The following is a 22,399-nucleotide window of genomic DNA, read 5'->3' on the forward strand; positions in this document are numbered from 1 at the left end:
GGCTAACTCGCTTCTGTAAGGATTGCCTTGGGAATCGATGCTTTGCCAATCGCTTCTTCTTTGCTGATCTTGCCTTTGATGACTAGATCAGAAAGGCATTGCTCCAATGTATTCATGCCATCTTTACTACCTGTTTGGATTTGTGAGTAGATCTGGCTAACCTTACGCTCACGAATCAGATTACCAATAGCAGGGGTGTTAATGAGTAATTCGTAAGCCAAGGAGCGTTTGCCCGCAGTGTTTTTGCAAAGCGTCTGAGACATGATTCCGAGCAGTGAAGTGGAAACTTGCAAACGGGCTTGTTCTTGTTGATCGCCGGGGAAAACATCAACAATGCGTTCCACTGTCTTGGCGGCGGATGAGGTATGCAGTGTGCCTAAAACAAGATGCCCCGTTTCTGCTGCTGTAATCGCGAGTTGAATCGTTTCAAGATCGCGCATCTCGCCGATGTAGATCACATCTGGATCTTCCCGTAATGCGGCACGCAGCGCTGTGGCGAATGATGTTGTATCGCGCTTTACCTCCCGTTGATGAATGATGGAGTTGGCGGAATGATGAAATTCAAATTCAATCGGATCTTCAATCGTGAGGATATGCCGTTTTTGTGTTTCAAGAATACAGTTCACAAATGCTGCCAAGGTTGTTGACTTACCCGACCCAGTTGGGCCTGTACAAAGCACAAGGCCACGATGTTTCTCACTAAGGTCAACAAAAGGTTGGGGAAGGCCTAAATCCTGCCATTTTGGCAGGTTTTCCGGCAGGATTCGCAATGTTAAACAACGTTTTTCGCTAGCGACATAGGCATTAATCCTGATTCTTGATAAGCCTTCAAGCCCAATCGATGTATCGAGATCACCCGTTTTATTGAACTCCTCTACTTTCTCCTTACCTAAAATTTCAAGCATTAATTTATCCATATCTGCAGGCTTAAGCTCATTTTCTAGAATCTTGATATCTGAATGCACGCGGATCGCAATCGGTGAGCCTTCTTCTAGGTGGATATCTGAGGAGCCAGCTTTGATGGCAAATCCGATAATCTGGCGTGCGATAGACATTGGTGTGCAAAGCAGATGTGTTTGAGGTTCTAGTAATCAGTATTGCAAATCTTTTGCAATTCGGAAACGGTTGTTAATTGGTTTTTGATTAGATCTACAGCATAGCCTTTGAGGGTCAACATTCCATCCTCAACTGCAATATCCTCTATTTCCCGCGTTGATTTCTTCTGTTTGATTGCATCACTGATTCTCCTATTGACCCTCATCAGCTCATAGGTGCCGATGCGTCCTTTGTAGCCAGTACCACTGCAGCGTGTGCAGAGTGTGCCTTCCCGCTTGCGTTGTTCTTTTTCTTCTGCTTTCAGAGCCGTAGCAACTCTCACTTCTGTACCACGCCGTAAACCTGTAAAGCGGCTTTCAAGATCATCAATCGGCCGCTTGATGCTGCATTCTGGACAAACCTTGCGAAGCAAACGTTGCGCCAACACGCCACGAAGTGAAGCTGTTAACTTGTAACTCGGTACTTCCATGTCGAGTAGGCGGGTCAGTGAAGTAGAGGCGCTATTCGCATGAAGGGTTGTAAAAACTAAATGGCCTGTTTCGGCTGCATCCATGGAGGATTCAGCAGTTTCTGGGTCTCTAGTCTCGCCAATTAAAATCACATCGGGGTCTTGGCGTAGGAACGTGCGTAATAGGTTGGCAAATGTTTGGCCTTTGGCTCGCATCACAGGAAACTGTTGAATGTTGCCGCCAAGGTCATATTCAATTGGATCTTCAGCAGTCACAATATTCAATTCGCCAGTGTCTTTTTCACGCAGAGCTGAGGCGAGAGTTGTCGATTTACCAGAGCCTGTTGGCCCAGACACAATCACAATCCCATTGGCTTCTTCAATGATGCGCCGGAAGTTCTTTTTTATTTCCTCGTTTGTAATGAGTACGTCAAGACTAAGCATGCCTTCATCACTATTGAGGATTCTAAGCACCATCTTTTCTCCATGTTTTCCTGGTGCTGTTGAGCAGCGAAATTCTAGTCTTTGGCCTTCAAAGCGTCTGAAGATCTTTCCATCTTGAGAAGCACGCCGTTCGGCAATATCCATCTGGGCCATATTTTTTAGACATGCAGTCAGCTTCACTCCTGCTGAGCGGGGCATACGCACAAAATCTTGCATCACGCCATCGCGCCTGACTCGAATCTTGTATTCCTCAAGCCTTGGCTCCACATGAATATCAGAGACATTGCTGCGCGTTGAGTGGATCAAGATATTGGCAGCTGCTTGTTGAATTTTGCTGCCTAGCATCTCAGCGGATAAATCTAAAGCTTCATCAGCAATCTCGGCTTCTTCGCTGTCATCAAAATCGAAGTCAAAGCCATCTGGATTTGTATCTTCTTCTGCTGCTCTTAAGGCTTCAAGGATGGCATCATCAGAATAATCATAAGTTTCAAGTCCTTCGCCAGTAATGAGTCGTTCGGTAGCGGCTTCATCAAGTAAGGCTTGGATTTGATCAGCAGGTTTTTCAATGAATACACATTCAAGATTGGAATCTGCAGCCCGTTTCTTAATGAACTCACCAATAGTGGCGAGATAACTGAAATTACCGACAGCAACAGTTAGCCTTTTCTTGTTAGGGAAAGCAGCGGTTTCTACCCCTAGCGGAATGACAATATTTTCTCGACACCAAGCTAGTGAGAAGTGCTTATCTATTAATTTGCGAACTTCTTGGGTTTGGTTCATTGTGTTATTTTTATATTAAGTAGACTCATGGAACTGGACAGCTTGAAGTGTTGTATTCTTTCGCTCCGCAGCAGGCAGGTATCAAGGGGGGGTTATTTTTAAGCATCCCGCTAGTATGGAAAAAGGTACAGTTTGTATTAGACGATTTTGCAATATCTTCAACTGTACAGCAAGAAACTCCCCCGCAAGTTGCTTCGTATTGGGTAAAACTTACTTCAGAGCCATTGCATTTATACTTGTCTGAAGTGCAACTATTTGGTGTTGGCATTTTCCCATTGCCACCTTGAGCCAGCCATGCAAGTTTTTCATTATTGCATGCATTCCCACAAGTAGCAGTGTATTCGGCGTAATCTACTTCTCTGCCGCTGCATTTATATGCTGCTGCACAGCTACTAGATGAAGCTGGCAATGCCCCATCACCGCCTGCAGCAAGCCAAGTTGATTTCTGATTGGTGCATGAACATTCATCGTATTTCGTTTTGCTGTTCATCTTTTCACCAGCACACCACCAATAATTCTTTTCACATTCATTGTTGGTCCCATAAAGATCTTCGCCATCAAAATCTGAGGATCTTAAGGATGCCTCGTAGTCATTGCATTGCTGTGTTTTGTTGGCTGCATCAGCGGCAATGTAATCTGCTTCTTCGCTAAAACAAGAACCTTCAAAACGCCAGCAATCATCAGTACAACTTGGCAGCGGACTTGCCTTGGGCCATGTGCACTGACCGACCCATTTATACCCCTTGTCTCCATTAGATCCCGAGCTGATTACTGTACTGAGGCTTCCATCGCATGTGTCCTTGGTCTTGTTGCATGCTTTCAAGTATTCGGCGGATTCACTGCCACCACAATTGCCCCAACTGATGCAAGCACTTTCGGTTTCGTTATTTTTATTCACTGCTTCTTTAATAATCTTGCCGCCAATCACGCTGAATTTAAGATCCATCAATAATGAACTTTCATCAGAAGGATCATGAATAGAAACCTCCGCGCAGGTGTTCTTAGAGTCTTTATATTGGTAATTGCCTGGTAATTGAATGCTTCCCTTCATTTCTCTGGATTTAAGCGCATCAGGTTGCCATGTTTTGTAATCGCTGGGATTAGTACGTACCCGTTGCAGGCATTCCACCGCTGCTGCATTCAACAGTGCTTTGGCTTCATCGAGCTGGGCAAACTTGCTGGCATTACCGATGCTGGTCACAGCAATCGCCGAAAGGATGCCAAGAACAGCAACAACTGTGACCAGCTCAAAAATGCTAAAGCCTGTTTGCTCTCTGCTTGATAACAGCTGAAATAAATGAAGCCTAAGCAGCTCACGTGCTTGTGGCAGGCGGGAATATTTTTCTTGGTTCCTGTTCTTCAAGGCTGTATGTAGCAATGGAGAATTGGCTATTTAATTCGCTTGTCTTCCCTTTACGCATAATAAAAATATGCAAGCCTTACATTTTTAGTAACTGCAAATCAGTTTCTAAAAATGTAAGGCTTGCTATTGCTTAGCTTATACGCAGTCTGCAAATGTTTTTGGCCAGGCAGTCGCACTGGCCCCAGTACCACTACCGGCGAAACTCTTTATACCAGTCCCATAATGCAAATTGATGGTACATGTGTCAGAGCCAACAGTTATTACAGCTGTGGCAAGACCATCGCAGGCGGTGCCATTGGTAAGAGTGACAGTGGCATCACCCGTAAAATTAACTCCTGCGATAACATTGTCGGCTCCAGTTTCTACCTGAGTGTGATCTCCGGTTCCAGTTCTTGCTGCAGAGTATTCACACTCTTTGTATTGATTAACCAGCGTTTGCCCTGCAGTGTTCACACGTGCATCATCAGTTAAGGCTGTGAAATTAGGAATAGCAATTGCCGCAAGAATCGCCAGCACGGCAACAACAACAACCAGCTCGATCAAAGAGAAGCCTTCCTCGCCTGGGCGACGGTTGAGGACTCTTTTGATTTTTGGAGAGGCTAGGTAGCTCTGCAATGCAGTCATAAGACTCAGTTTAGATTTAGACTAATCATCGTGCTGTCAAGCCCGGCTGTCAACAATTCAACCAAGCAAGCTATGCATAACGTATTACCTATGCGTGAGGAAAGTCTTCTTTGTGCCTTGCTCTGAGATGGACTTTGAGTCATGCCCGCCATGTCTTTTAGCCATGGCGGCGATATCCATAGCGCTGCCCGCAGGCAACAGCATGGAGCGGCCGATTTCCTTGATGCCAGCGCCTCACTGGCTCCATTTACATGCAAAACATATACCTCGGCTAATGATCTAAGGCCTTATCCGGATCCCCGCTATCGCAACCTTCGTGCAGCGCTAGCTCGCATACACAACGATCTCAACCCAACATTTGTGCTGCCCGGCAATGGCGCAGCCGAGTTGTTTACCTGGGCAGCCCGCGATGCTGCTGCCTTAGGCCTCAATCATCTGCATACGCCTGGTTTTGCTGACTACGCCAGAGCTTTGCGTTGTTGGCATGTTGTTCCCCAGCTCACGCCGTTAGCGCTGGATTGGGTAGGCCCTTTGCCGCAGGCTTTTCCGGGATTTTCTGGTTCGCCTATAGCCAGCTCACCAGCTGGCGTGGCTCCAACAGCACCAGCAGTTGCGGCTTCAACCGCAGCCTCACCAGCAGGTGAGCCTCTCGCAGCCGGTTCAACAGCAGCCCAGGCGCCAACGGCTGCTGCAGAAGTCGCTTGGATCACCAATCCTCATAACCCCACAGGCCAGCTATGGAGTCGGGCGTCTTTAGAGCCTTTGCTTGCGCGTTATCGCCTGGTGATCTGCGATGAGGCCTTTTTGCCTCTGGTGCCCAATGGTGAAGCCCAGTCGTTGATACCTCTTGTAGACACTCACCCCAATTTGGTGGTGATCCGCAGCCTCACCAAGCTCTATGGCATTGCAGGCTTGCGGCTTGGTTATGCCCTAGCTCAACCCAAACGCTTGCAGCGTTGGGCTGGCTGGCGTGACCCTTGGCCTGTCAATGGCATCGCCGCGGCTGTAGGCGAACGCTTGCTGCGCAATCCGCGTCGTTATCAACGTTGGTGCCACAAGGTGCAACGTTGGACCGCCAGCGAAGGCGCTTGGTGGCAACGCCAGCTCAATGCATTGCCAGGCATCACGGCCATGCCTTCGGCTGCGAATTTCTTGTTGATTCGTGCTCAGAGCTCTCTGCTGCCTCTGCGTGAATCCTTAGAAGTTCGCCATCGCATTCTCTTGCGTGATTGCCGCTCTTTTGAGGGGCTTGGCGAGAACTGGTTGCGGATCGGTTATCAAAGCCGCCGCCATAATCGCCGCATCATTAACGCCATGCGTCAGGAGCTCCTACGCCACCCTCTGGCTTAGGGGATGACATCTTCAAGTCGATGTCTTAATTGCTGATCGGCATCACGCACAGCCAGTCGTTGCATGCCTTGCCTCATCTTCAGCAATAGATCCTCTTCTGGATTGATGCCGCGTAGGCGAGAGCCGAGTAAATGCTGCAGAGCATTACCAAGAGCCTGATGTTCTGCTGCATGTTGATGCACGATCACGGCAGCCCCAAGCGCAGCAGCGCAGGCTGCGTTGGCCTCTTGATGCTGGTCTGCTGCTTGAGGGAAGGGCACCAAGATGGTTGGGGTGCCACAGACGGCCAATTCACTCAGGCTGCCGGCTCCCGCACGGCTGATGGCGAGATCGGCATGTTGCAGCAAACCAGGCATCTCATCGCTGAAAGGCTCTTCCACCAAGTTGGCGTGATCGAGTTCTCCTACCTCTGGATCGTTGTTGCCGGTGAGATGCACCACACGACACCCGGCCTCCAGCAGCGATGGCAGTGCGCCTCGCACCATGCGGTTGAGTCCGACAGCCCCTTGGCTACCACCAATCACCAATAGCAATGGGCCATCCCCACAAGGAACCCACCGCGGCAAGGCCTGTGGCGAAAGGAATGCCGCGCGCACCGGTGTTCCTGTGACCACAGCTCTGCTGCCTGGGAGGCGCTCGGCAGCAATAGGGAGGCCAACGGCCACAACCTGGCAGAAGCGACCCAATAAGCGGGTCACTCGTCCGGGGATGGCATTGGATTCGTGCAACATCACAGGGATCCCACACCAGCGTGCCGCCAAGATTGCTGGCGCAGCGATATAGCCCCCAGTGGTGAAAACAGCCTGGATACCTTGTTTCTGCAGCAGCTTTCGCACTCGGCCCGTAGCAGCGAGCAATTGCAGCAACTGCATCAGCTTGCGCAGGCCGCGTCCTTGTAGACCACCGGCGCGCACAGTGATCAGCTGATAGCGCTCTGGCACCAGTTGGGTTTCTAGGCGATCTGGCACTCCCAGCCAGCACACGCTCCAGGAGGCGGGCAAAGCTTCGGCAACAGCCAGTGCTGGGAAAAGATGGCCACCGGTGCCGCTTGCAGCAATCAGAAGCCGGGGCATGGCAGTGGGCAGAGCATGAAGGTGCGGCCTAACTTATCGGCAGTGCCCTCAAGCCTCCAGTGCGTCATCTCAAGCCAGTCGCTTTGGCCACCAGTCTGCTGGCCTTGTGTTCAGCCTTGATGCCCTTGGTTGGCAGGGCTGCAGATGCTGTGCCTCTCAGCACCCGATTACAGCAGGCTCTCAATACACCTGGAGGTGACGCCCTCGCTGGTTTGCTCGCAGACGAATATGCATCTGATCTGAAGAGTCGTTTGCGCATTTTCTCTGCCAAATTTCCTGATGCCCGTTGGTCTGTTCGTCCAGCCGAACCTTTAAAGGACGGACGCTCAACATTTGCAATTGATGTAAGTGCTAGTCGTGAAGCGGAAAGCCTGAGCTATGCCCTTGAGGCAAGCCAACGCTTGGCATTGCTCACTGAAGGTGAAGGCTCGCTGATCACTGGGGAAGAAGTGATCAGCGAACAGTCGATCCTGCTTAGCGCCAGCAACCCTTTGCCGATCAGCCTGCTGATCCCTGATGCGGTGCTCACAGGTAGTCGTTATGACGTTGACGTGATCTTTGATCAACCCTTGGGCCATGCGATGGTTGCAGGTGGCTTGATTGCGCTTACGCCTGCACAGGTGAATCTTCAAAGCACGCCTGATATCCAGCTGGCACCGATGCATGGTGGTGGCATCTTTAAATCAGTGCAGGCCCCGTTCACGCCCGGCAGCCAAACATGGGCAGCGATGTTGGTGCATCCTGATGGCGTGATCACAGTGACCAAGCGTGTGCGGGTGGTAAGCAATGAAGACGAACTGATCCCTTGAGTTTTGGTTGGCGTAAATCTCCTTCATTGCCGTCAGCGGTAGAGATGGGATGTCTTGATTAGTGTGATCAAGTCATGATTGCCTAGGCGTGAAGATCAAGGAGAGGTTGTTGGCAGGCATTTCAATCACCTCATTCAACAAGAGGCCTGAACTGACACCAAGACGTTCTACATCTTCGAGTTCACGCACTCCCCAACTTGGATCTTGCGTGCGCAGATAATCATCAAATCTGGCATTACTTTCACTCGTGTGAAGACCATTACGCTTGTATGGCCCATAGAGAATTAGTGGTGCAGAGTTGCCCAGTAATTGAGCAGCTTCTTGGACTAAAGATTCACAACACTTCCAAGGAGAGATATGAATCATATTGATGCAAATAACCCCAGAAAGATGATCAGTTAATCCATCAGGCAGTTGCCAGGGGCGTGCGTTGACATCGATCTTGAGGGGTGGGGGCATGGTCTGTTCAAGCTGCTCAAAATGGATCCAAGCATTGATGCTGCGAAGATGCATTGGATCAATATCGCTGCAGTGCCAAATGAGCTTTGGGAACAATTTTTGAAAAGCAACGGCATGTTCGCCACTGCCACTTGCAAGTTCCAACACTCTCCCATCGCTAGGCAGCACTTTGCTCAGAACATCAGCAATTGCATCACGGTTCCTGTCTGTTGCGGCAAAGTGAAGACGATCTTGATCGGTATCAACGCGTTCATTCATGGATAAGTTTCCACAAGTTCTACAGCGCTCAAAGGCAGGACTCCAAAAAGATGAGGGAAAAGCTCCCCGGCTGATGAGGGTTCGGCTCGAAGCGGCATTGTCAGTTGCTCTGGGTTTAATTTCAAGCTAAGCACCTGGCCTCGATCACGATAAAATTGATGATAAGTAGACTCAAGTTGATGCTGATAGCTCAAATGGATGAATCCAATCTCTTTGAGTTTTAATCCGCGAGTAGAGAATTGATAAACCCCTTGATTGCATGCGTCTTGCCAGTCTTCAATCAAAGCCAGATGAAACAATGGTTGATCTATTTTAACTAAACTTGAATCAGCTGGGAAAGTCCGCGGTTGATGTTCTGGCAACCAAGGTTTGACTGGTGTCATCAATCTTGCAAAAAGTGGATGTTGCAGAAAGGCTTTCAACCATCTTTTAATGGCTTGAAGATCTTGATCGCAATCAAAGCTTGATGGATCAGCGAGGCGGTATTGACGCACAAAAGGCCATAACGCCCAGTCTGCAAGGCTTTGAGATTTTCCGACCAGCCAACCATTGCGATCCCTTGATTCTTGTTGTACCAGTCGCACATTCCACTCCACAAGAATGTCTCTAGCTATTTTGCGATGCTCTTCGGCATCTTCTCCTTTAAACCTGCAAGCATATTTAAAACGGTCTAAATGATATTTGAAAGGGCCATCATTCTGTTCGATAAGCTGCTGAATTATTTTTTGTTCTCCGACTTTTCCGCTGCGTAGCCCATCGAAGGGATCAGCTTGCTGAAGAGCCCAGTGCATGATATCAATGCTTTCATCAATCACTGTCCCATCTGCAGTCAACAGCACTGGCACGGTTCCTTTTTGAGAAGCCTGCAGCAGCTCTGGCGGCTTATTTTTCAGGGCCACTTCTCGCAAGGTCACCAAAAGGCCAGAAACCAAAAGAGCCCATCGAGCTCTCATTGCATAAGGGCAGCGACGGAAGCTATACAACAACGGATTCGACATCAAGCTCAAGGCACTGGATAACTTGATTGGTGATGCAGGCTGTCATTTTTGACCATGGTGATCAGTGAGTTTTCAGGTGCATCTTGTATGCCTTTAGTCGTTGCATTGAATTGATTTGTGTAGCATAGCTGATCAATCAAATATTACTAATGCCATCGCTAATCCCTTCTACACGTATCAGTTGGAGTTCGTGAAGTAGTAGATCACAAATGAACATTCAGGCTTAATCTGTTGGCTTTCATTTGAAATAAAGATCAGCCTTCAATTGAAGCAGTATTAACAACTGATTCATCCTGCCGAAGGCTAGATCAGGGTTGCTGAGATTCTGCCTATTGGTGATCAAACCACCGCCTCAGCACTGATACATCTTCATCGCTATGGCCGAGTTCAATCAGGCTTGCCTCCATCGATTGCACTTCGCTTGTGATGGGCAGTTGTAGTCCCACGCGTTCTGCCGTTTCCAGGGCAATGCCGAGATCCTTGTGATGTAAAGCCAGCTTGAAGCCGAGCGGATAGTGATCTTCGAGCATCGCTGTTGATCGGTGCTTGAGAGCCCATGAACCTGCAGCACCATCTTGTAAGGCTGTGATCACCTCCTGCATCGGTAGACCCAGCTGCTGCCCTAGCGCAATTGCTTCTGCTAAGGCGGCATAGCTACCGGCCACTAGCACTTGGTTGAGCGCCTTCACCTGCTGGCCCCGTCCCACCGAACCGAAGTGATGAATGCTCTCACCGATCACTTCCAGCAGTGGCTGCACCCTTGCCAGAGCTTGTGTGTTGCCACCCACTAGCACGGTAAGAGTTCCGGCTCTGGCCCCTTCAGTGCCTCCGGTTACCGGTGCATCCAGATAGGTCACCCCTCGCTGAGCGAGTCGCTGCGCAAGAGTGATCGACGTTGCTGGGGCGATCGTCGAAAAATCCACCACAATGGCGCCGGAGCTGAGCATAGAAGCTGCTCCCTGAGAACCAAAAAGAACCTCTTCTACTGCTTCATCATCGCTAACGCAGATCAGTAGAGCCTGGCTGTCTGCTGCAGCTTCTGCTGGTGAGCTACAGGGACGGCTACCTTGCAAAGCCAAATTCTGTTCAGCCGCACGACTGCGGCTGTGAACCTTCAGCTCATAGCCCGCAGCCAGCAGATTGGCAGCCATTGGTAAACCCAATGCGCCGAGGCCAACAAAGGCAAGGCTAGACCTTGAGCTGAGCTGAGCTTTGCTCATGTTTGTCAGTAGAGCTGCTTCGATTTTTACTGCTTCAGCTCAACATTGGCAGTTGCTTCAAGCCTGCAACATGAGGATCTTGCCTCGTGATGCTCGACGAGTTTGACCTACAAGAGTTTGCAGGTTTGCACTCGGGCAGCTCAAAGCTCGCAAGGCGATGAATCATCTAGCCAGTTGCAATCTTCTTCGCTGTTAATGCGCCCTGCGATTGCTGGGATGAAGGTTCGCTGTTAGATCGGTATTCCGCCGGCAATTTGCTCGAGAGGTCTTATCAGAGCTAATGAATGCGGAGGCCATTGCCGTCATGCAAGGCAATGGCCCAAGAACACAAGCGAGGTCTTTGCTTAGGCGTCGTCGAGAGCGGCGACACCTGGCAACACCTTGCCTTCCAGCAGCTCAAGGCTGGCGCCACCACCGGTGGAGATGTGGGACATCTTCTCGGCGAGGCCAGCCTTCTCAACAGCAGCCACGGAGTCGCCACCACCGATGATTGTGCAGCAACCCTTGCCACTGAGGTCCGCCAAGGTTGTGGCGATGGCGTTGGTGCCGGTGGCAAACTTGTCAAACTCAAACACGCCCATGGGGCCGTTCCAGATCACGGTTTGGCAGTCAGCCAATGCGTCTTGGAAGAGATTGATTGAGTCGGGGCCAATGTCCAGTCCCATCCAACCATCGGGAATGGCGTCGATGGATACGGTCTGGCTATTGGCCTCGGGGGCGAAGTCATCGGCTAGAACCACATCAGTGGGCAGAAGCAGTTGCACCCCCTTGGCCTTGGCCTTGGCCTCTAGCTCCTTGGCGAGTTCCAACTTGTCCTCTTCCACCAGACTCTTGCCGACTGAAAGGCCACGCGCTTTGTAGAACGTGAAGATCATGCCGCCGCCGATCAGCACCTTGTCGCACTTGTCGATCAAGGCTTCCAGCACGCCGATCTTGCTGCTGACCTTGGACCCACCCACGATCGCTGCAAGGGGTCGCTTGGGGTCGTCGATGGCACCTTGAAGGTATTGAAGTTCCTTCTCCATCAAGTGGCCTGCAACGCTGGGGTTGAGGAATTTCGTGACACCTTCTGTAGAGGCGTGGGCACGGTGTGCAGCACCGAAGGCGTCATTCACATAGGCGTCAGCAAGTGCTGCGAGCTTTTGGGCGAAGTTGCCGTCGTTTTTTTCTTCTTCTGAGAAGAAGCGCACGTTCTCGAGCAGTACGACATCTCCATCGGCCATGGCATTGACCTTGGCTTCGGCGTCGCTACCGACGCAGCTTTCGGTCTTTGTCACGGTTTTACCCAGTAGTTCGCTGAGGCGTTTTGCTACTGGTGTGAGCCGCATGCCTTCGTTGATTTGACCCTTTGGTCGGCCAAAGTGAGCCGAGAGGATCACCCGAGCACCTTTGTCGATCAGGTCATTGATCGTGGGCAGTGCAGCACGGATGCGGGTGTCATCGGTAATGGCGCCGTTCTCATTGAGAGGCACGTTGAAATCAACCCGAACCAGCACACGCTTACTGCGTAGGTCCGCTCCGCTGAGACTGGACAGTGAACGCTTCGCCATGGGGGTTGTGCCGTACGGTAAGAAAAACCCGCTGACATTAACCCGTGTTTTGTTTGGCTGGTTGCCTTGATGGGCCGGCGAACTGATCTGGTTGGCGCCAAGACAAGATTGAAGCAAGCATTTAGTTCAAACACATGTTTGAAACCGTTCTCTTCCCGATTGATCAGAGCCGAGAAGCGATGGAAACAGCCAGCAAGGCTTTGGAACTGGCTAGAAGCAATAACAGCCGTTTGATCATCCTGTCTGTGGTCCAGGCTGAGCGGCCTGAAATGCATGATCCTGAGGCTGTGGCAGTTCTGTTGAAACGGGCTCGAGAGCAAGTCGAGCAGGCTGGGATTGCTTGTGAAGTGTTGGAGAGAGAAGGTAAGCCTGCCTTCGTGATCTGCGATGTGGCTGATGAATTAAATGTGGATGTGATCGTGATGGGCACGCGCGGTGTCAATTTGGATGGCGATAGCGAGAGCACAGCAGCCCGGGTGATCCAGTTGGCCCCTTGTCCGGTGCTGGTAGTGCCGTGAGCACTCCAACAATTCAGTGGTATCCAGGCCACATCGCTAAGGCGGAACAACAGCTCAGCAAGAATCTCGACAAAATTGACCTTGTCATTGAGGTGCGGGATGCTCGCATCCCGATAGCCACTGCTCATCCGCAGCTGCAGCGCTGGATTAAGGGCAAGCAGCATTTACTAGTGATCAACCGCCGCGACATGATTTCCTCTGCGGCTCAACAATCTTGGGATCGTTGGTTCCGTGACCAAGCCCAAACCCCCTGGTGGTGTGATGCCAAGGCTGGCACAGGTGTTAAGCAGGTTCAACAAGCAGCCATACGAGCTGGGGATCAGCTCAATCAGCGCCGCCGCTCCCGTGGTATGCGACCACGCCCTGTAAGGGCCCTCACTTTAGGGTTTCCCAATGTGGGCAAGTCCGCCCTGATCAATCGTTTGGTCCGTCAGAAAGTTGTGGAGAGTGCTCGTCGCGCTGGCGTGACCCGCACCCTGCGCTGGGTGCGCTTGGGTCAAGACCTTGACTTACTTGATGCCCCAGGCGTTTTGCCACCCCGCCTCGATGACCAACAGGCGGCTTTGCATCTCGCCCTTTGCGATGACATCGGCCAGGCCGCCTATGACGTTGAGTTGGTGGCCCTCGCGTTGCTGGAGACACTGACTGTGTTGGAGAAGCAAGCGGCGGCTGGGGTGGTTGCAGGGATCCTTAAGCAGCGTTACGGCATCAACTTGGCCGGTGATCAAGCTGATGCCCATGCTTGGTTGATGACTGTTGCCGAACACCACACCTCGGGTGATACAGGGCGAATGGCCCAACGGCTTTTGGATGACTTTCGCCGAGCACTGTTAGGGCCGATCGCACTGGAGTTGCCGTTGCCATGACATTGGACGAACGGACATTGGCGTTCGGGGAAGGTGAGGGTGAATTGCTGAAGCTGCACTACCCCAAGCCCTTGCCGATGCGACTGGATCGTTGGCTTGTAAGCCAGCGATCGGAGCAGAGCCGTTCACACATCCAAAAATTTATTGAGGCTGGTCTTGTGCGTGTCAACGGCATCACCGGGCGAGCTAAGACTCCTTTGCGTCAAGGCGACGAGGTGGAGTTGTGGATGCCACCACCGGAACCGCTGCCCTATCTGCAGCCGGAGGAGATGCCGCTGGATGTGCTGTTTGAAGATAAACATCTGATCGTGATCAACAAACCTGCGGGCCTCACAGTGCATCCAGCTCCAGGCAATCGAAACGGCACGTTAGTGAATGGTCTTTTGCATCATTGCTCTGACCTGCCTGGCATCAGTGGCAAGTTGCGACCAGGCATTGTGCATCGTCTCGATAAAGACACCACTGGCTGCATCGTGATTGCCAAGAGTCAGGAGGCATTGGTGAAACTGCAGGAACAGATTCAGAAACGCATTGCATCGCGCAACTATTTGGCTGTCGTGCATGGCGCTCCTTCTGGCGAGCAAGGCACGATCGTGGCAGCGATTGGTCGCCATCCGGTGGATCGCAAAAAATATGCCGTGGCAACTGAAGACGGAGGCCGTCATGCTTGCACCCATTGGACGTTGGTTGAACGATTAGCTGACTATTCCTTGCTGCGTTTCAAGCTTGACACGGGGCGCACCCATCAGATTCGTGTTCATTGTGCACACATTGGTCATCCAATAGTTGGTGATCCCATTTACAGCCGCTGCCGCAAATTGCCGATGGATTTACCTGGCCAGATCCTTCACGCAGTGCAGCTTGGCTTAGATCATCCACTCACCCGTGAGCGGATGATCTTTGAGGCACCTTTACCAGATCTATTTGAGAAGCTTTTGACAGTGTTGCGTCGACGAACAGGCACAACCTAAGTCTTGAATGGTGCGAGATAATTGCACCTACTCCAAACTCAAAAGATTTTAGTTTTATTTGATGACTTCGTGTCAAGGGCAATAAGCTTCTATTCACTTGATTTTTGGCTTTTTCTGCTTTCATTAGACCAATGCAAAGCACGTCTTTAATCTGTTCTATTGTGATCACTGTAAATTGATCTGTTTACTCAGATAGTCGCTGCCCGCCTCAAGTATTAACTCAAAAAATCATTTTTCATACTATCAATTCCTGAACTTTTGGCAATACTGTTGACGGAAACCAATTGAGAGCAAACACATGCCAGAACGCCTAAATTACATGTTAAGTCTTTAATTTTGGAGATAATAATCTAGTTCGAAAGGCGTTATTTAAGAACTTGTCGTTATTTTGGCATGCCTTTAATGCATTGTTTTTGGCAGTCTCGGGCAGGCTTCTACGAGTGTGCGGGTAATCGCTGCTTGGGGTTTCTGAAAGAGCTGATCGCCGGGTCCTTCCTCAACGATTTGCCCATGGTCGAGCACGATCAATCTGTGGCAGAAACCACTGGCAACCGAGAGGTCGTGGGTGATAAAAAGCATCGCTAGCCCCAATTCTTTCTGAAGCTGACGCAATAGAGCCAGCACCTCGGCTTGGATTTCCGCATCCAGCATGCTGACGCTCTCATCGCAAATCAGCACCTTCGGTTTTAAGGCGAGGGCTCGGGCAATGGCGACGCGTTGTTGCTGGCCGCCAGAGAGCTGGCGAGGCAGTCGATCTTGATAGTCCTCTGCTGGGCTGAGGCCCACATGCTCGAGTACCTTCCGCGCGTTTTGCCTTGCTTCGGCTCGGCTTGTCATTCCATGGATGAGTAGTGGGTCGGCGATGGCTTCTGCGATCGTCATTTTTGGATTGAGGCAGGCGAGGGGGTCTTGAAAAACCATCTGCAAGGCCTGACGGGCTTGCCTTAATGGCTGTCCTTGCAGGCTGAGCAAGTTGTGGCCTTGGAGATGCACCTGACCACCCCGGATCGGCGTAAGACCCATGAGAGCCCGGCAAAGGGTGCTTTTGCCGCAGCCAGATGCTCCAACCACACCAAGGCTCTCGCCAGCACGGATGTTGAAGCTCACTCCATCAACAGCTTTGAGCCAGGTCGGAGCCCAAGGCCAGCCTCCCAGAGCATGCCAACAGCGCAAGGCATTGACTTCTAAAACGACCGCAGCGGTATTCGAGCAAGTTGGAGTGCTTCCGCCTTCACGCGCCTTGGCCGCACCCACCAGCCGAGTGCCGATGGCTGAGCGGGGATAAGAAAGCAGCTCGTCGCTCCGGCCCTCTTCCACCATGCGCCCCCCATCGAGAATGGCCATGCGCTCGCACCAGCGAGCTGCCATCGCCAAGTCATGGCTGATCAACATGAGAGCACTGCCGAGCTCCTCGCAGAGGTTGCTGAGTTCGGCCATAACCTGACCAGCCACGGCGACATCAAGGCTGGTGGTGGGCTCATCGGCGATGACCAGAGGGGGATTGAGGGCGATTGCTAGCGCAATGGACAGCCGCTGACGCATGCCGCCACTGAATTCATGGGGGTAAGCGCGGAACCGGTTCGCCCCGATTCCCACTCGCTCCAGGAGTTCCTCGGCCCGCTGCTCTCGCCAGCTGGGGGTAGCTTCTGGTTGGTGGGCGTTGAGAGTGTCAAGCAAATGCTTTCCCACCGTCATCAACGGATTAAGGCGGGTCATTGGATCCTGAAAAATCAGACCTACCGCTTCACCACGCAGTTGCCGCAATCGCTTCTGTTGCAATGGTCTTGGATCTTGGCCGGTCAGTAGCAACCCCCCCTGGCAAATGCTGCCAGGCGGAAGTAGATGCAGTACGGCTTTGGCCACGGTGCTCTTGCCGCAGCCTGAAGGGCCCACCAGGGCGAGTCTCTCTCCTGACTTGATGCTTAGGTTCAGTCCATCCAGTGTCCAATCAGCGCTGCGGGGATAACGCATGCGCAGTTGGCTGAGCTCGAGTACCTGCTCTGAAGAGCTGGGCATCGTTAGTAGCACGGAGTCTTGAGACTGAATACCATGGATTGATCCGCTGGGTCGGATGCCCAACGTCACCACTGCCCCAAAGTCAACACAGGCCAATGCTGGCTGTGGTTCAGAGGTGTGTGGTTTGCCCGAGATCAGGACACATCCGTTCAGCAGTGTTGATGACTACGGCATTGCCTTGCCGGAATGGTTGAAAGACTGTATTAAGCACATTCCTCCTGGGCTTGGGCAGAGTTGCCCAATCGATTCAGAAGCCCTACTTGCAGCAGCTTTTGATTTGGCCTTTCAGCTACATGAGGGGCAATTTCGAGCCAGTGGTGACCCATATATCGTTCACCCCGTGGCAGTGGCTGATCTGTTGCGGGATATCGGCGCTAGCGCCAGCGTGATCGCTGCAGGTTTCCTTCACGATGTGGTGGAAGACACCGATTTAACCCCAGAGCAACTGGAAGATTATTTCGGCGCTGAAGTACGGGAACTGGTGGAAGGCGTCACCAAACTGGGGGGGATTAATTTCACGAACCACACTGAGGCCCAAGCTGAGAACTTGCGCAAAATGTTTCTGGCAATGGCCAGCGACATCCGCGTGGTGCTGGTGAAATTGGCCGATAGGCTTCACAACATGCGCACGCTTGGCTCATTGCAGGCTGATAAGCAGCAGCGCATTGCTCGTGAAACCCGCGAGATATATGCACCTCTAGCCAATCGCCTCGGCATTGGTCGCTTCAAATGGGAACTCGAGGATTTGGCCTTCAAGCTTCTTGAACCTGAGGCTTTCCGAGAGATTCAGCAAGAGGTGGCTACCAAGCGCAGTGAACGGGAGAACCGTCTGGCGAACACGGTTGAACTGTTAACCGAACGACTGGCCTCTGCGGGGCTTGATACTTGTGAAGTGAGTGGGCGACCAAAGCATCTCTATGGCATCTGGAGCAAGATGCAGCGCCAACAAAAAGCCTTCCATGAGATCTTCGATGTAGCGGCTTTGCGGATTATCGCTCCCAGTGTGGAGACGTGTTACCGCGCCTTGGCTGTCGTGCATGACACCTTCCGGCCTATTCCCGGACGTTTCAAGGATTACATCGGTTTACCAAAGCCCAATGGCTATCAATCGCTACATACGGCGGTGATCGGCAAGCATCGGCCCATTGAGGTGCAGATTCGTACTCCAGGGATGCATCGTGTGTCTGAATTCGGCATTGCAGCTCATTGGGAGTACAAAGAAGGTGGATCCCCAGCGGCCGCTAATAAGGAGCGGTTTAATTGGCTTCGTCAGCTAGTGAAGTGGCAACAAGAAGGAGGCAATGCTGACCACAACGACTACCTTGCTTCGATCAAAGAAGACTTGTTTGATGAGGAGGTGTTTGTATTTACTCCTAAAGGCGATGTAGTTGGCTTGCGCAAAGACTCAACCGTTGTTGATTTCGCCTATCGGATTCATTCAGAGGTTGGCAACCATTGCCATGGTGCGCGCATTAATGATCGTCTTTGTCCATTGTCGACCTCATTAGAGAACGGTGATTTCGTGCAAGTTCTCACCAGCAAAACAGCGCATCCAAGCCTCGATTGGCTGAACTTTGTGGCTACTCCCACAGCCCGTAATCGCATCCGTCAGTGGTATAAGCGAAGCCATCGTGATGAAACGATCCAACGGGGGAAAGACCTTTTGGAGCGTGAACTCGGTCGCAATGGTTTTGATGCCCTGCTCAGTAGCGAAGCGATGACTCGCGTGGCAGAACGCTGCAATTTACCGGTTACAGAGGATTTGCTTGCGGCGCTTGGTTTTGGAGCTTTGACCTTGCAGCAAGTGCTGAATCGTTTGCGAGAAGAAATCCGTCTTCAGACTGTCGAGCCTGAGCAACCACTCAGCAATGTCAATGTTGCGAAACGGCTTGTGGCTCAAGTGGAGTCAAGCCCAGCCAGGCTGTCTGCGTCTGATGGCGTACCGATCCTTGGCGTGGAGGGCCTTGATTACCGCCTGGGCGGCTGTTGTAGTCCGCTGCCAGGAGAAGCGATCCTTGGCACGGTTGCTCTTGGTAATCACGGCATCACGATTCACCGGCAGGATTGCGTCAATATTGGCTCGATCCCAAGTGAAAGACGATTGCCGGTGCGCTGGAATCAAGGTGCCTTCATCGAAGGCGAGAGATTCCCAGTGCAGTTGCGTATTGAAGTGATTGACCGAGTGGGAATTCTGAAAGACATCCTGATGCGTCTTTCAGATCACCACATCAATGTGAGTGATGCCAGGGTTAAAACATCCTATGGCAAACCCGCCTGCATTGATTTGCGGGTTGAGCTCAACAGTGCTGCTCAGCTGGTCTCAATGATGGATCAGATTCGCTCGATGGCCGATGTTCTCGATATAGCCCGCACTGGCTTGAGCTAGAACAGCGCGATGTAAACAGGCAAAAGCCTCTGGGAGTCTCTTAGTGGCCGTTCCTTTCTTGGTTGAACTGGTCTCTACGTCTACTACCGGGAGGCATCTCTGCCATATGAGCAACTGTTTCGCATCGTGCCATTCCTTTATGGGTCTAGCTCCATGCCCTTTCTACATAGCCATTCCCCTGCGTTGCTGCTTCAGGCCCTCAAGCGTCTTGGCTGATCTATTCCTTGCCTAATGGCTTAGAGGTTGTCTCTACGTGCTGTTTCCCAAAGCATGACTGCAGGCAATACAGCGCGCATTGAGAAGCCTGGAGATTGTTATCTCTACGGCGATTGCTCTGATTTCTAAATGAGATCAGAGCAATGGAATCGTAAGCGATGCTTTTGATCAGTCAACTTAGTTTTAGGTCTTCTTGCAATCGCTCACGTTGATCCTGCTTGCTAGGGGGCCAGGCTCTAATAGCAAATGTCAAGAGCATCTTACCGAGTAGATGTACCCTTAACGAATCGATCTCTACGATCACTAAGCGACCTTGCGCTGTTCACCATTTTAGTCACTGACTCTATTAAAGATAATCACAAGATAGCCAAGCTGCCCAACGAATAGAGAGCCCTAAGTACTGGGAGTGGGGGAACTGCAAGGTTCTAGCTGATGAGTTTCTGGCTCATTCTTTGGCACTGGAATCATATTAAAGATCAATTGATTGACACAAAATTTTCCGCTAGCCCTGTCATCAAAGACTTTCCTAGCGCCCTCTATATCAGCAGAGCTCGTGAATTAGATTTTAGAATCATCCGCTACAATCTATCAGACAAAAGTCTTGAGTTAGCATCAAGATTACCGAGGAAGCACTGCCTTGCTCTGGCAGGTATTTTGGGCGATACAATGATGAGGACTCCTTCAACCGCTGCTATGTGGCTAAGCAGGGGAATAAAATGTTGGCCATGAATGCCAGAGGGCTGTCTATGAATTCGAGAACAAGCTGTAACGACAGCTTTGTGTTGGATTGACTAACTTGCTACTCGCATTGAACTTTGAGCCGCAGATTGAAAGTCTGGGCTCTGAGTATTGGGATGTGGTCGATGCTGCACGATTTCCGCGCACTGAATTGCGTTTCCGTAATGATGCCTTGCTTAGGCAGCTTGGGATTGAGCCTGACGCCGTAGAGGATCATCATCTGGAGCAGGCTTATGGTTGTTTTGAGGCTCGTACTCCGTTATTAGCTCTGCGATATCACGGCTATCAATTCGGTACATACAATCCATTGCTTGGGGATGGTCGAGGCTTCCTTTATGGTCAACTGCGTGATCGATTTGGACAGCTTCAGGATCTTGGCACTAAGGGATCTGGTACAACTCCCTGGAGCCGTGGAGGGGATGGTCGGCTGACCCTCAAAGGGGGGGTGCGGGAGATCATCGCCAGTGAGGCGCTGCACCGTTTAGGCGTCACCACGAGCCGAACTCTTTGCTTGGTGGAAACCGGGGAGAAGCTTTGGCGAGGTGATGAGCCTTCTCCGACTCGCAGTTCAGTGATGATGCGTATGGCACGCACGCATCTGCGCTTTGGCACTTGTGAGCGGCTGCTGCATTTGCGGGATGCTCAGAGCCTAAAGCGGTTGTTGCGTCATGTGGTTGATGTCTATTATCCGCAGATTGCCGCTGCCTATCCTGTTCAAGAAGGCAATGCTGCTGGGGCGATCGAAGCTCAGTTGCTGGCTTTCTACGCAGAACTCGTTGAACGGGTGGCCAGGTTAACGGCGGAGTGGATGGCAGCAGGTTTTACCCATGGCGTTCTCAATACCGACAACATGTCTCTGCTGGGAGAAAGTTTCGATTACGGTCCATTCGCCTTTTTGGATCAATGGGAGCCTGGATTTACTGCTGCTTATTTTGATCAAACAGGCCTCTATGCCTATGGCCGACAACCTGGGATATGCCATAACAACTTGCGCCTGCTGCAAGAACCATTGGCAATGCTGCTGCCACGGCAGCCAATGGAACAGTCATTAGAAACATTTGCTCCAATTTACCAATCTCATTATAGAGCTTGCATGCAGCGTCGTCTCGGTCTTCCGAGTCGTTTTGGTCGCAATGACAATGATAATGGTGGTGATGATGCCGTGCGTAAAACTCTTGCACTCCTCGCCGCTTGGCCTGTTGGTTATGGCGCCTTCTTTGCAGGCCTTGCTGCTCAAATATCGACCAAGGGGTTACCGGAAGAGCCAGAAGCTTTGTTGCCAGTGGTCTTAGATGGTGCTGAACCTGCAAGGAAAGTCTGGCTGGATTGGAGAGATCGTTGGTGGACTCAGCAACGGGAAGCTGTCTCTGCTGAGCCGGCTGAGGCACAAGCCATCAATGCGCGATTGCAGCGCTGGAATCTTGTCAAAACACCAATTCGATCTGTGATTGAGGAGTTTTGGCACGCAATCGATCAATATGATAATTGGCAGCCTTTGCAGACTTGGTTGAAAACCATCAGTGTGGAGTAATCACAGTTTCAGATGGGGTGATCTGATTCAAGACATAGAGCAACGTCATCATTGGTTGATGTAGCAACACTTGCTAAAGCCATGACTTAAGAAAAAAACTGGCCAAGAAGATGTGTATTAACATCACATGATTGAATGATGCGATCCGAGCATTGCAAGGAAACAATTCACATATAGAGAATAGAGCGACAATTCTCTAAATTATTCTAAGGACCCCCAACCCAGCCATCATGTCCAATGAACGTCTACGTATGCAAGAGTCAAAAATCAATACCTGGCAACATGCCAATGACTCAGGAAAAGCCCTGCCCAAACCGGCAGGGCATGAATTGAATTGAATTGAATTGACTAGAAGTACCATGAGAGGCGCTAAAAGTAATTCTTTATCCGAAGTACTGTTTGCGACTGTGACATCTGATGCATTGCCCTATGCGTTAATTGGTCGATATTTAAATTCAGCTCGTCTTCATTTGGGCCAGGAAAAAAGGGACCAGGACTTCCAGTGCTTAAAAGCCATTCGGAATCAAGGACCCTTGCTTTAGCAAGCCTTCCAGATCCACCATGCACAACTTTTAGCAAGGCAGGTGTTAACTCTTCCTCGACAATCTGAGATTGAGAATTGAGCTTGATTGTGTTAATTAAATTCATTAGTTTGGGGTGATGATAAGGAATAATTAGGCTATGTAGTGCCGATTTTGTTTAGCCTGGCGGCTTGGCTTCCTGAA

The 22,399-nt window shown here is 51.0% G+C and carries 18 protein-coding genes; 8 read left to right on the forward strand and 10 right to left on the reverse strand.

All coding sequences use genetic code 11. The features are described 5' to 3' along the window. Positions 1-2: 2 nt before the first annotated feature. The 4 genes from SIB41_RS10485 to SIB41_RS10500 all read right to left on the reverse strand — a co-directional run bounded on the left by SIB41_RS10485 (position 3) and on the right by SIB41_RS10500 (position 4,715). A complete protein-coding gene (locus tag SIB41_RS10485; protein WP_413358749.1) occupies positions 3-1,055 on the reverse strand; it encodes a type IV pilus twitching motility protein PilT in 1,053 nt (350 codons plus the stop codon). A gap of 29 nt (positions 1,056-1,084) precedes the next feature. Beyond that, on the reverse strand, positions 1,085-2,728 hold the full coding sequence (locus SIB41_RS10490; RefSeq protein ID WP_413358752.1) for a GspE/PulE family protein: 1,644 nt from the start codon (positions 2,726-2,728) through the stop codon (positions 1,085-1,087). A 25-nt stretch (positions 2,729-2,753) separates the two neighbouring features. Next, positions 2,754-4,091: a type IV pilin protein gene (locus SIB41_RS10495; protein WP_413358755.1), complete on the reverse strand. Its 1,338-nt coding sequence runs from the start codon at positions 4,089-4,091 to the stop codon at positions 2,754-2,756. Positions 4,092-4,226: 135 nt separating this feature from the next. After that, a complete protein-coding gene (locus SIB41_RS10500; protein WP_413358757.1) occupies positions 4,227-4,715 on the reverse strand; it encodes a prepilin-type N-terminal cleavage/methylation domain-containing protein in 489 nt (162 codons plus the stop codon). Positions 4,716-4,856: 141 nt separating this feature from the next. On the opposite strand from SIB41_RS10500, the gene SIB41_RS10505 reads away from it, so the two are divergent. Continuing rightward, the gene (locus SIB41_RS10505; RefSeq protein WP_413358760.1) at positions 4,857-6,065 is read left to right on the forward strand and encodes a pyridoxal phosphate-dependent aminotransferase; all 1,209 of its coding nucleotides are present in this window, start codon (positions 4,857-4,859) and stop codon (positions 6,063-6,065) included. On the opposite strand, the gene murG is transcribed toward SIB41_RS10505, so the two are convergent. After that, complete coding sequence (murG, locus tag SIB41_RS10510; protein ID WP_413358763.1) at positions 6,062-7,138, reverse strand: undecaprenyldiphospho-muramoylpentapeptide beta-N-acetylglucosaminyltransferase; 1,077 nt, start codon at positions 7,136-7,138, stop codon at positions 6,062-6,064. The two genes, SIB41_RS10505 and murG, sit on opposite strands and share 4 nt — an antisense overlap. A 119-nt stretch (positions 7,139-7,257) precedes the next feature. On the opposite strand from murG, the gene SIB41_RS10515 reads away from it, so the two are divergent. Beyond that, positions 7,258-7,947, forward strand: a complete 690-nt coding sequence (locus SIB41_RS10515; protein WP_413361519.1) for a hypothetical protein — start codon at positions 7,258-7,260, stop codon at positions 7,945-7,947. A gap of 72 nt (positions 7,948-8,019) precedes the next feature. Here the strand turns inward: SIB41_RS10515 and SIB41_RS10520 are convergent, their stop codons facing one another. The 4 genes from SIB41_RS10520 to SIB41_RS10535 form a co-directional block, all read right to left on the reverse strand. Further along, on the reverse strand, positions 8,020-8,664 hold the full coding sequence (locus tag SIB41_RS10520) for a DUF938 domain-containing protein (protein WP_413358765.1): 645 nt from the start codon (positions 8,662-8,664) through the stop codon (positions 8,020-8,022). Continuing rightward, positions 8,661-9,662 (reverse strand): DUF952 domain-containing protein, encoded by a 1,002-nt coding sequence (locus SIB41_RS10525; protein WP_413358768.1) that lies wholly within the window; start codon positions 9,660-9,662, stop codon positions 8,661-8,663. Before SIB41_RS10525 ends, SIB41_RS10520 begins: the two co-directional genes overlap by 4 nt. Positions 9,663-9,991: 329 nt before the next feature. After that, positions 9,992-10,882 (reverse strand): NAD(P)-dependent oxidoreductase, encoded by an 891-nt coding sequence (locus tag SIB41_RS10530; protein ID WP_413358771.1) that lies wholly within the window; start codon positions 10,880-10,882, stop codon positions 9,992-9,994. Positions 10,883-11,226: 344 nt separating this feature from the next. Continuing rightward, positions 11,227-12,432 (reverse strand): phosphoglycerate kinase, encoded by a 1,206-nt coding sequence (locus SIB41_RS10535; RefSeq protein WP_413358773.1) that lies wholly within the window; start codon positions 12,430-12,432, stop codon positions 11,227-11,229. Positions 12,433-12,566: 134 nt separating this feature from the next. Here SIB41_RS10535 and SIB41_RS10540 point away from each other — a divergent pair, with 134 nt between their 5' ends. The 3 genes from SIB41_RS10540 to SIB41_RS10550 are packed head-to-tail and all read left to right on the forward strand — an operon-like array spanning position 12,567 to position 14,787. After that, positions 12,567-12,950, forward strand: coding sequence for a universal stress protein (locus SIB41_RS10540; protein WP_413358776.1), 384 nt, complete (start codon positions 12,567-12,569; stop codon positions 12,948-12,950). Beyond that, on the forward strand, positions 12,947-13,816 hold the full coding sequence (ylqF, locus tag SIB41_RS10545; protein ID WP_413358779.1) for a ribosome biogenesis GTPase YlqF: 870 nt from the start codon (positions 12,947-12,949) through the stop codon (positions 13,814-13,816). Before SIB41_RS10540 ends, ylqF begins: the two co-directional genes overlap by 4 nt. Continuing rightward, the gene (locus SIB41_RS10550; protein WP_413358783.1) at positions 13,813-14,787 is read left to right on the forward strand and encodes an RluA family pseudouridine synthase; all 975 of its coding nucleotides are present in this window, start codon (positions 13,813-13,815) and stop codon (positions 14,785-14,787) included. Before ylqF ends, SIB41_RS10550 begins: the two co-directional genes overlap by 4 nt. A gap of 399 nt (positions 14,788-15,186) precedes the next feature. On the opposite strand, the gene SIB41_RS10555 is transcribed toward SIB41_RS10550, so the two are convergent. After that, positions 15,187-16,803 carry an ABC transporter ATP-binding protein gene (locus SIB41_RS10555; RefSeq protein ID WP_413361521.1) on the reverse strand — a complete coding sequence of 539 codons (1,617 nt, stop codon included), beginning with the start codon at positions 16,801-16,803 and terminating at the stop codon, positions 15,187-15,189. Between the two features lie 55 nt (positions 16,804-16,858). Here SIB41_RS10555 and SIB41_RS10560 point away from each other — a divergent pair, with 55 nt between their 5' ends. The 3 genes from SIB41_RS10560 to SIB41_RS10570 all read left to right on the forward strand — a co-directional run bounded on the left by SIB41_RS10560 (position 16,859) and on the right by SIB41_RS10570 (position 21,674). Further along, on the forward strand, positions 16,859-19,189 hold the full coding sequence (locus SIB41_RS10560; protein ID WP_413358785.1) for a RelA/SpoT family protein: 2,331 nt from the start codon (positions 16,859-16,861) through the stop codon (positions 19,187-19,189). 648 nt (positions 19,190-19,837) lie between these two features. Further along, positions 19,838-20,134, forward strand: coding sequence for a hypothetical protein (locus SIB41_RS10565; RefSeq protein WP_413358788.1), 297 nt, complete (start codon positions 19,838-19,840; stop codon positions 20,132-20,134). Positions 20,135-20,192: 58 nt separating this feature from the next. Beyond that, positions 20,193-21,674: a protein adenylyltransferase SelO gene (locus SIB41_RS10570; protein WP_413358790.1), complete on the forward strand. Its 1,482-nt coding sequence runs from the start codon at positions 20,193-20,195 to the stop codon at positions 21,672-21,674. The last annotated feature ends 725 nt before the right edge of the window (positions 21,675-22,399 follow it).

The organism is Prochlorococcus sp. MIT 1201 (assembly GCF_047303415.1).
In the GTDB taxonomy this organism is placed as follows: Bacteria; Cyanobacteriota; Cyanobacteriia; order PCC-6307; family Cyanobiaceae; genus Prochlorococcus; species Prochlorococcus marinus_D.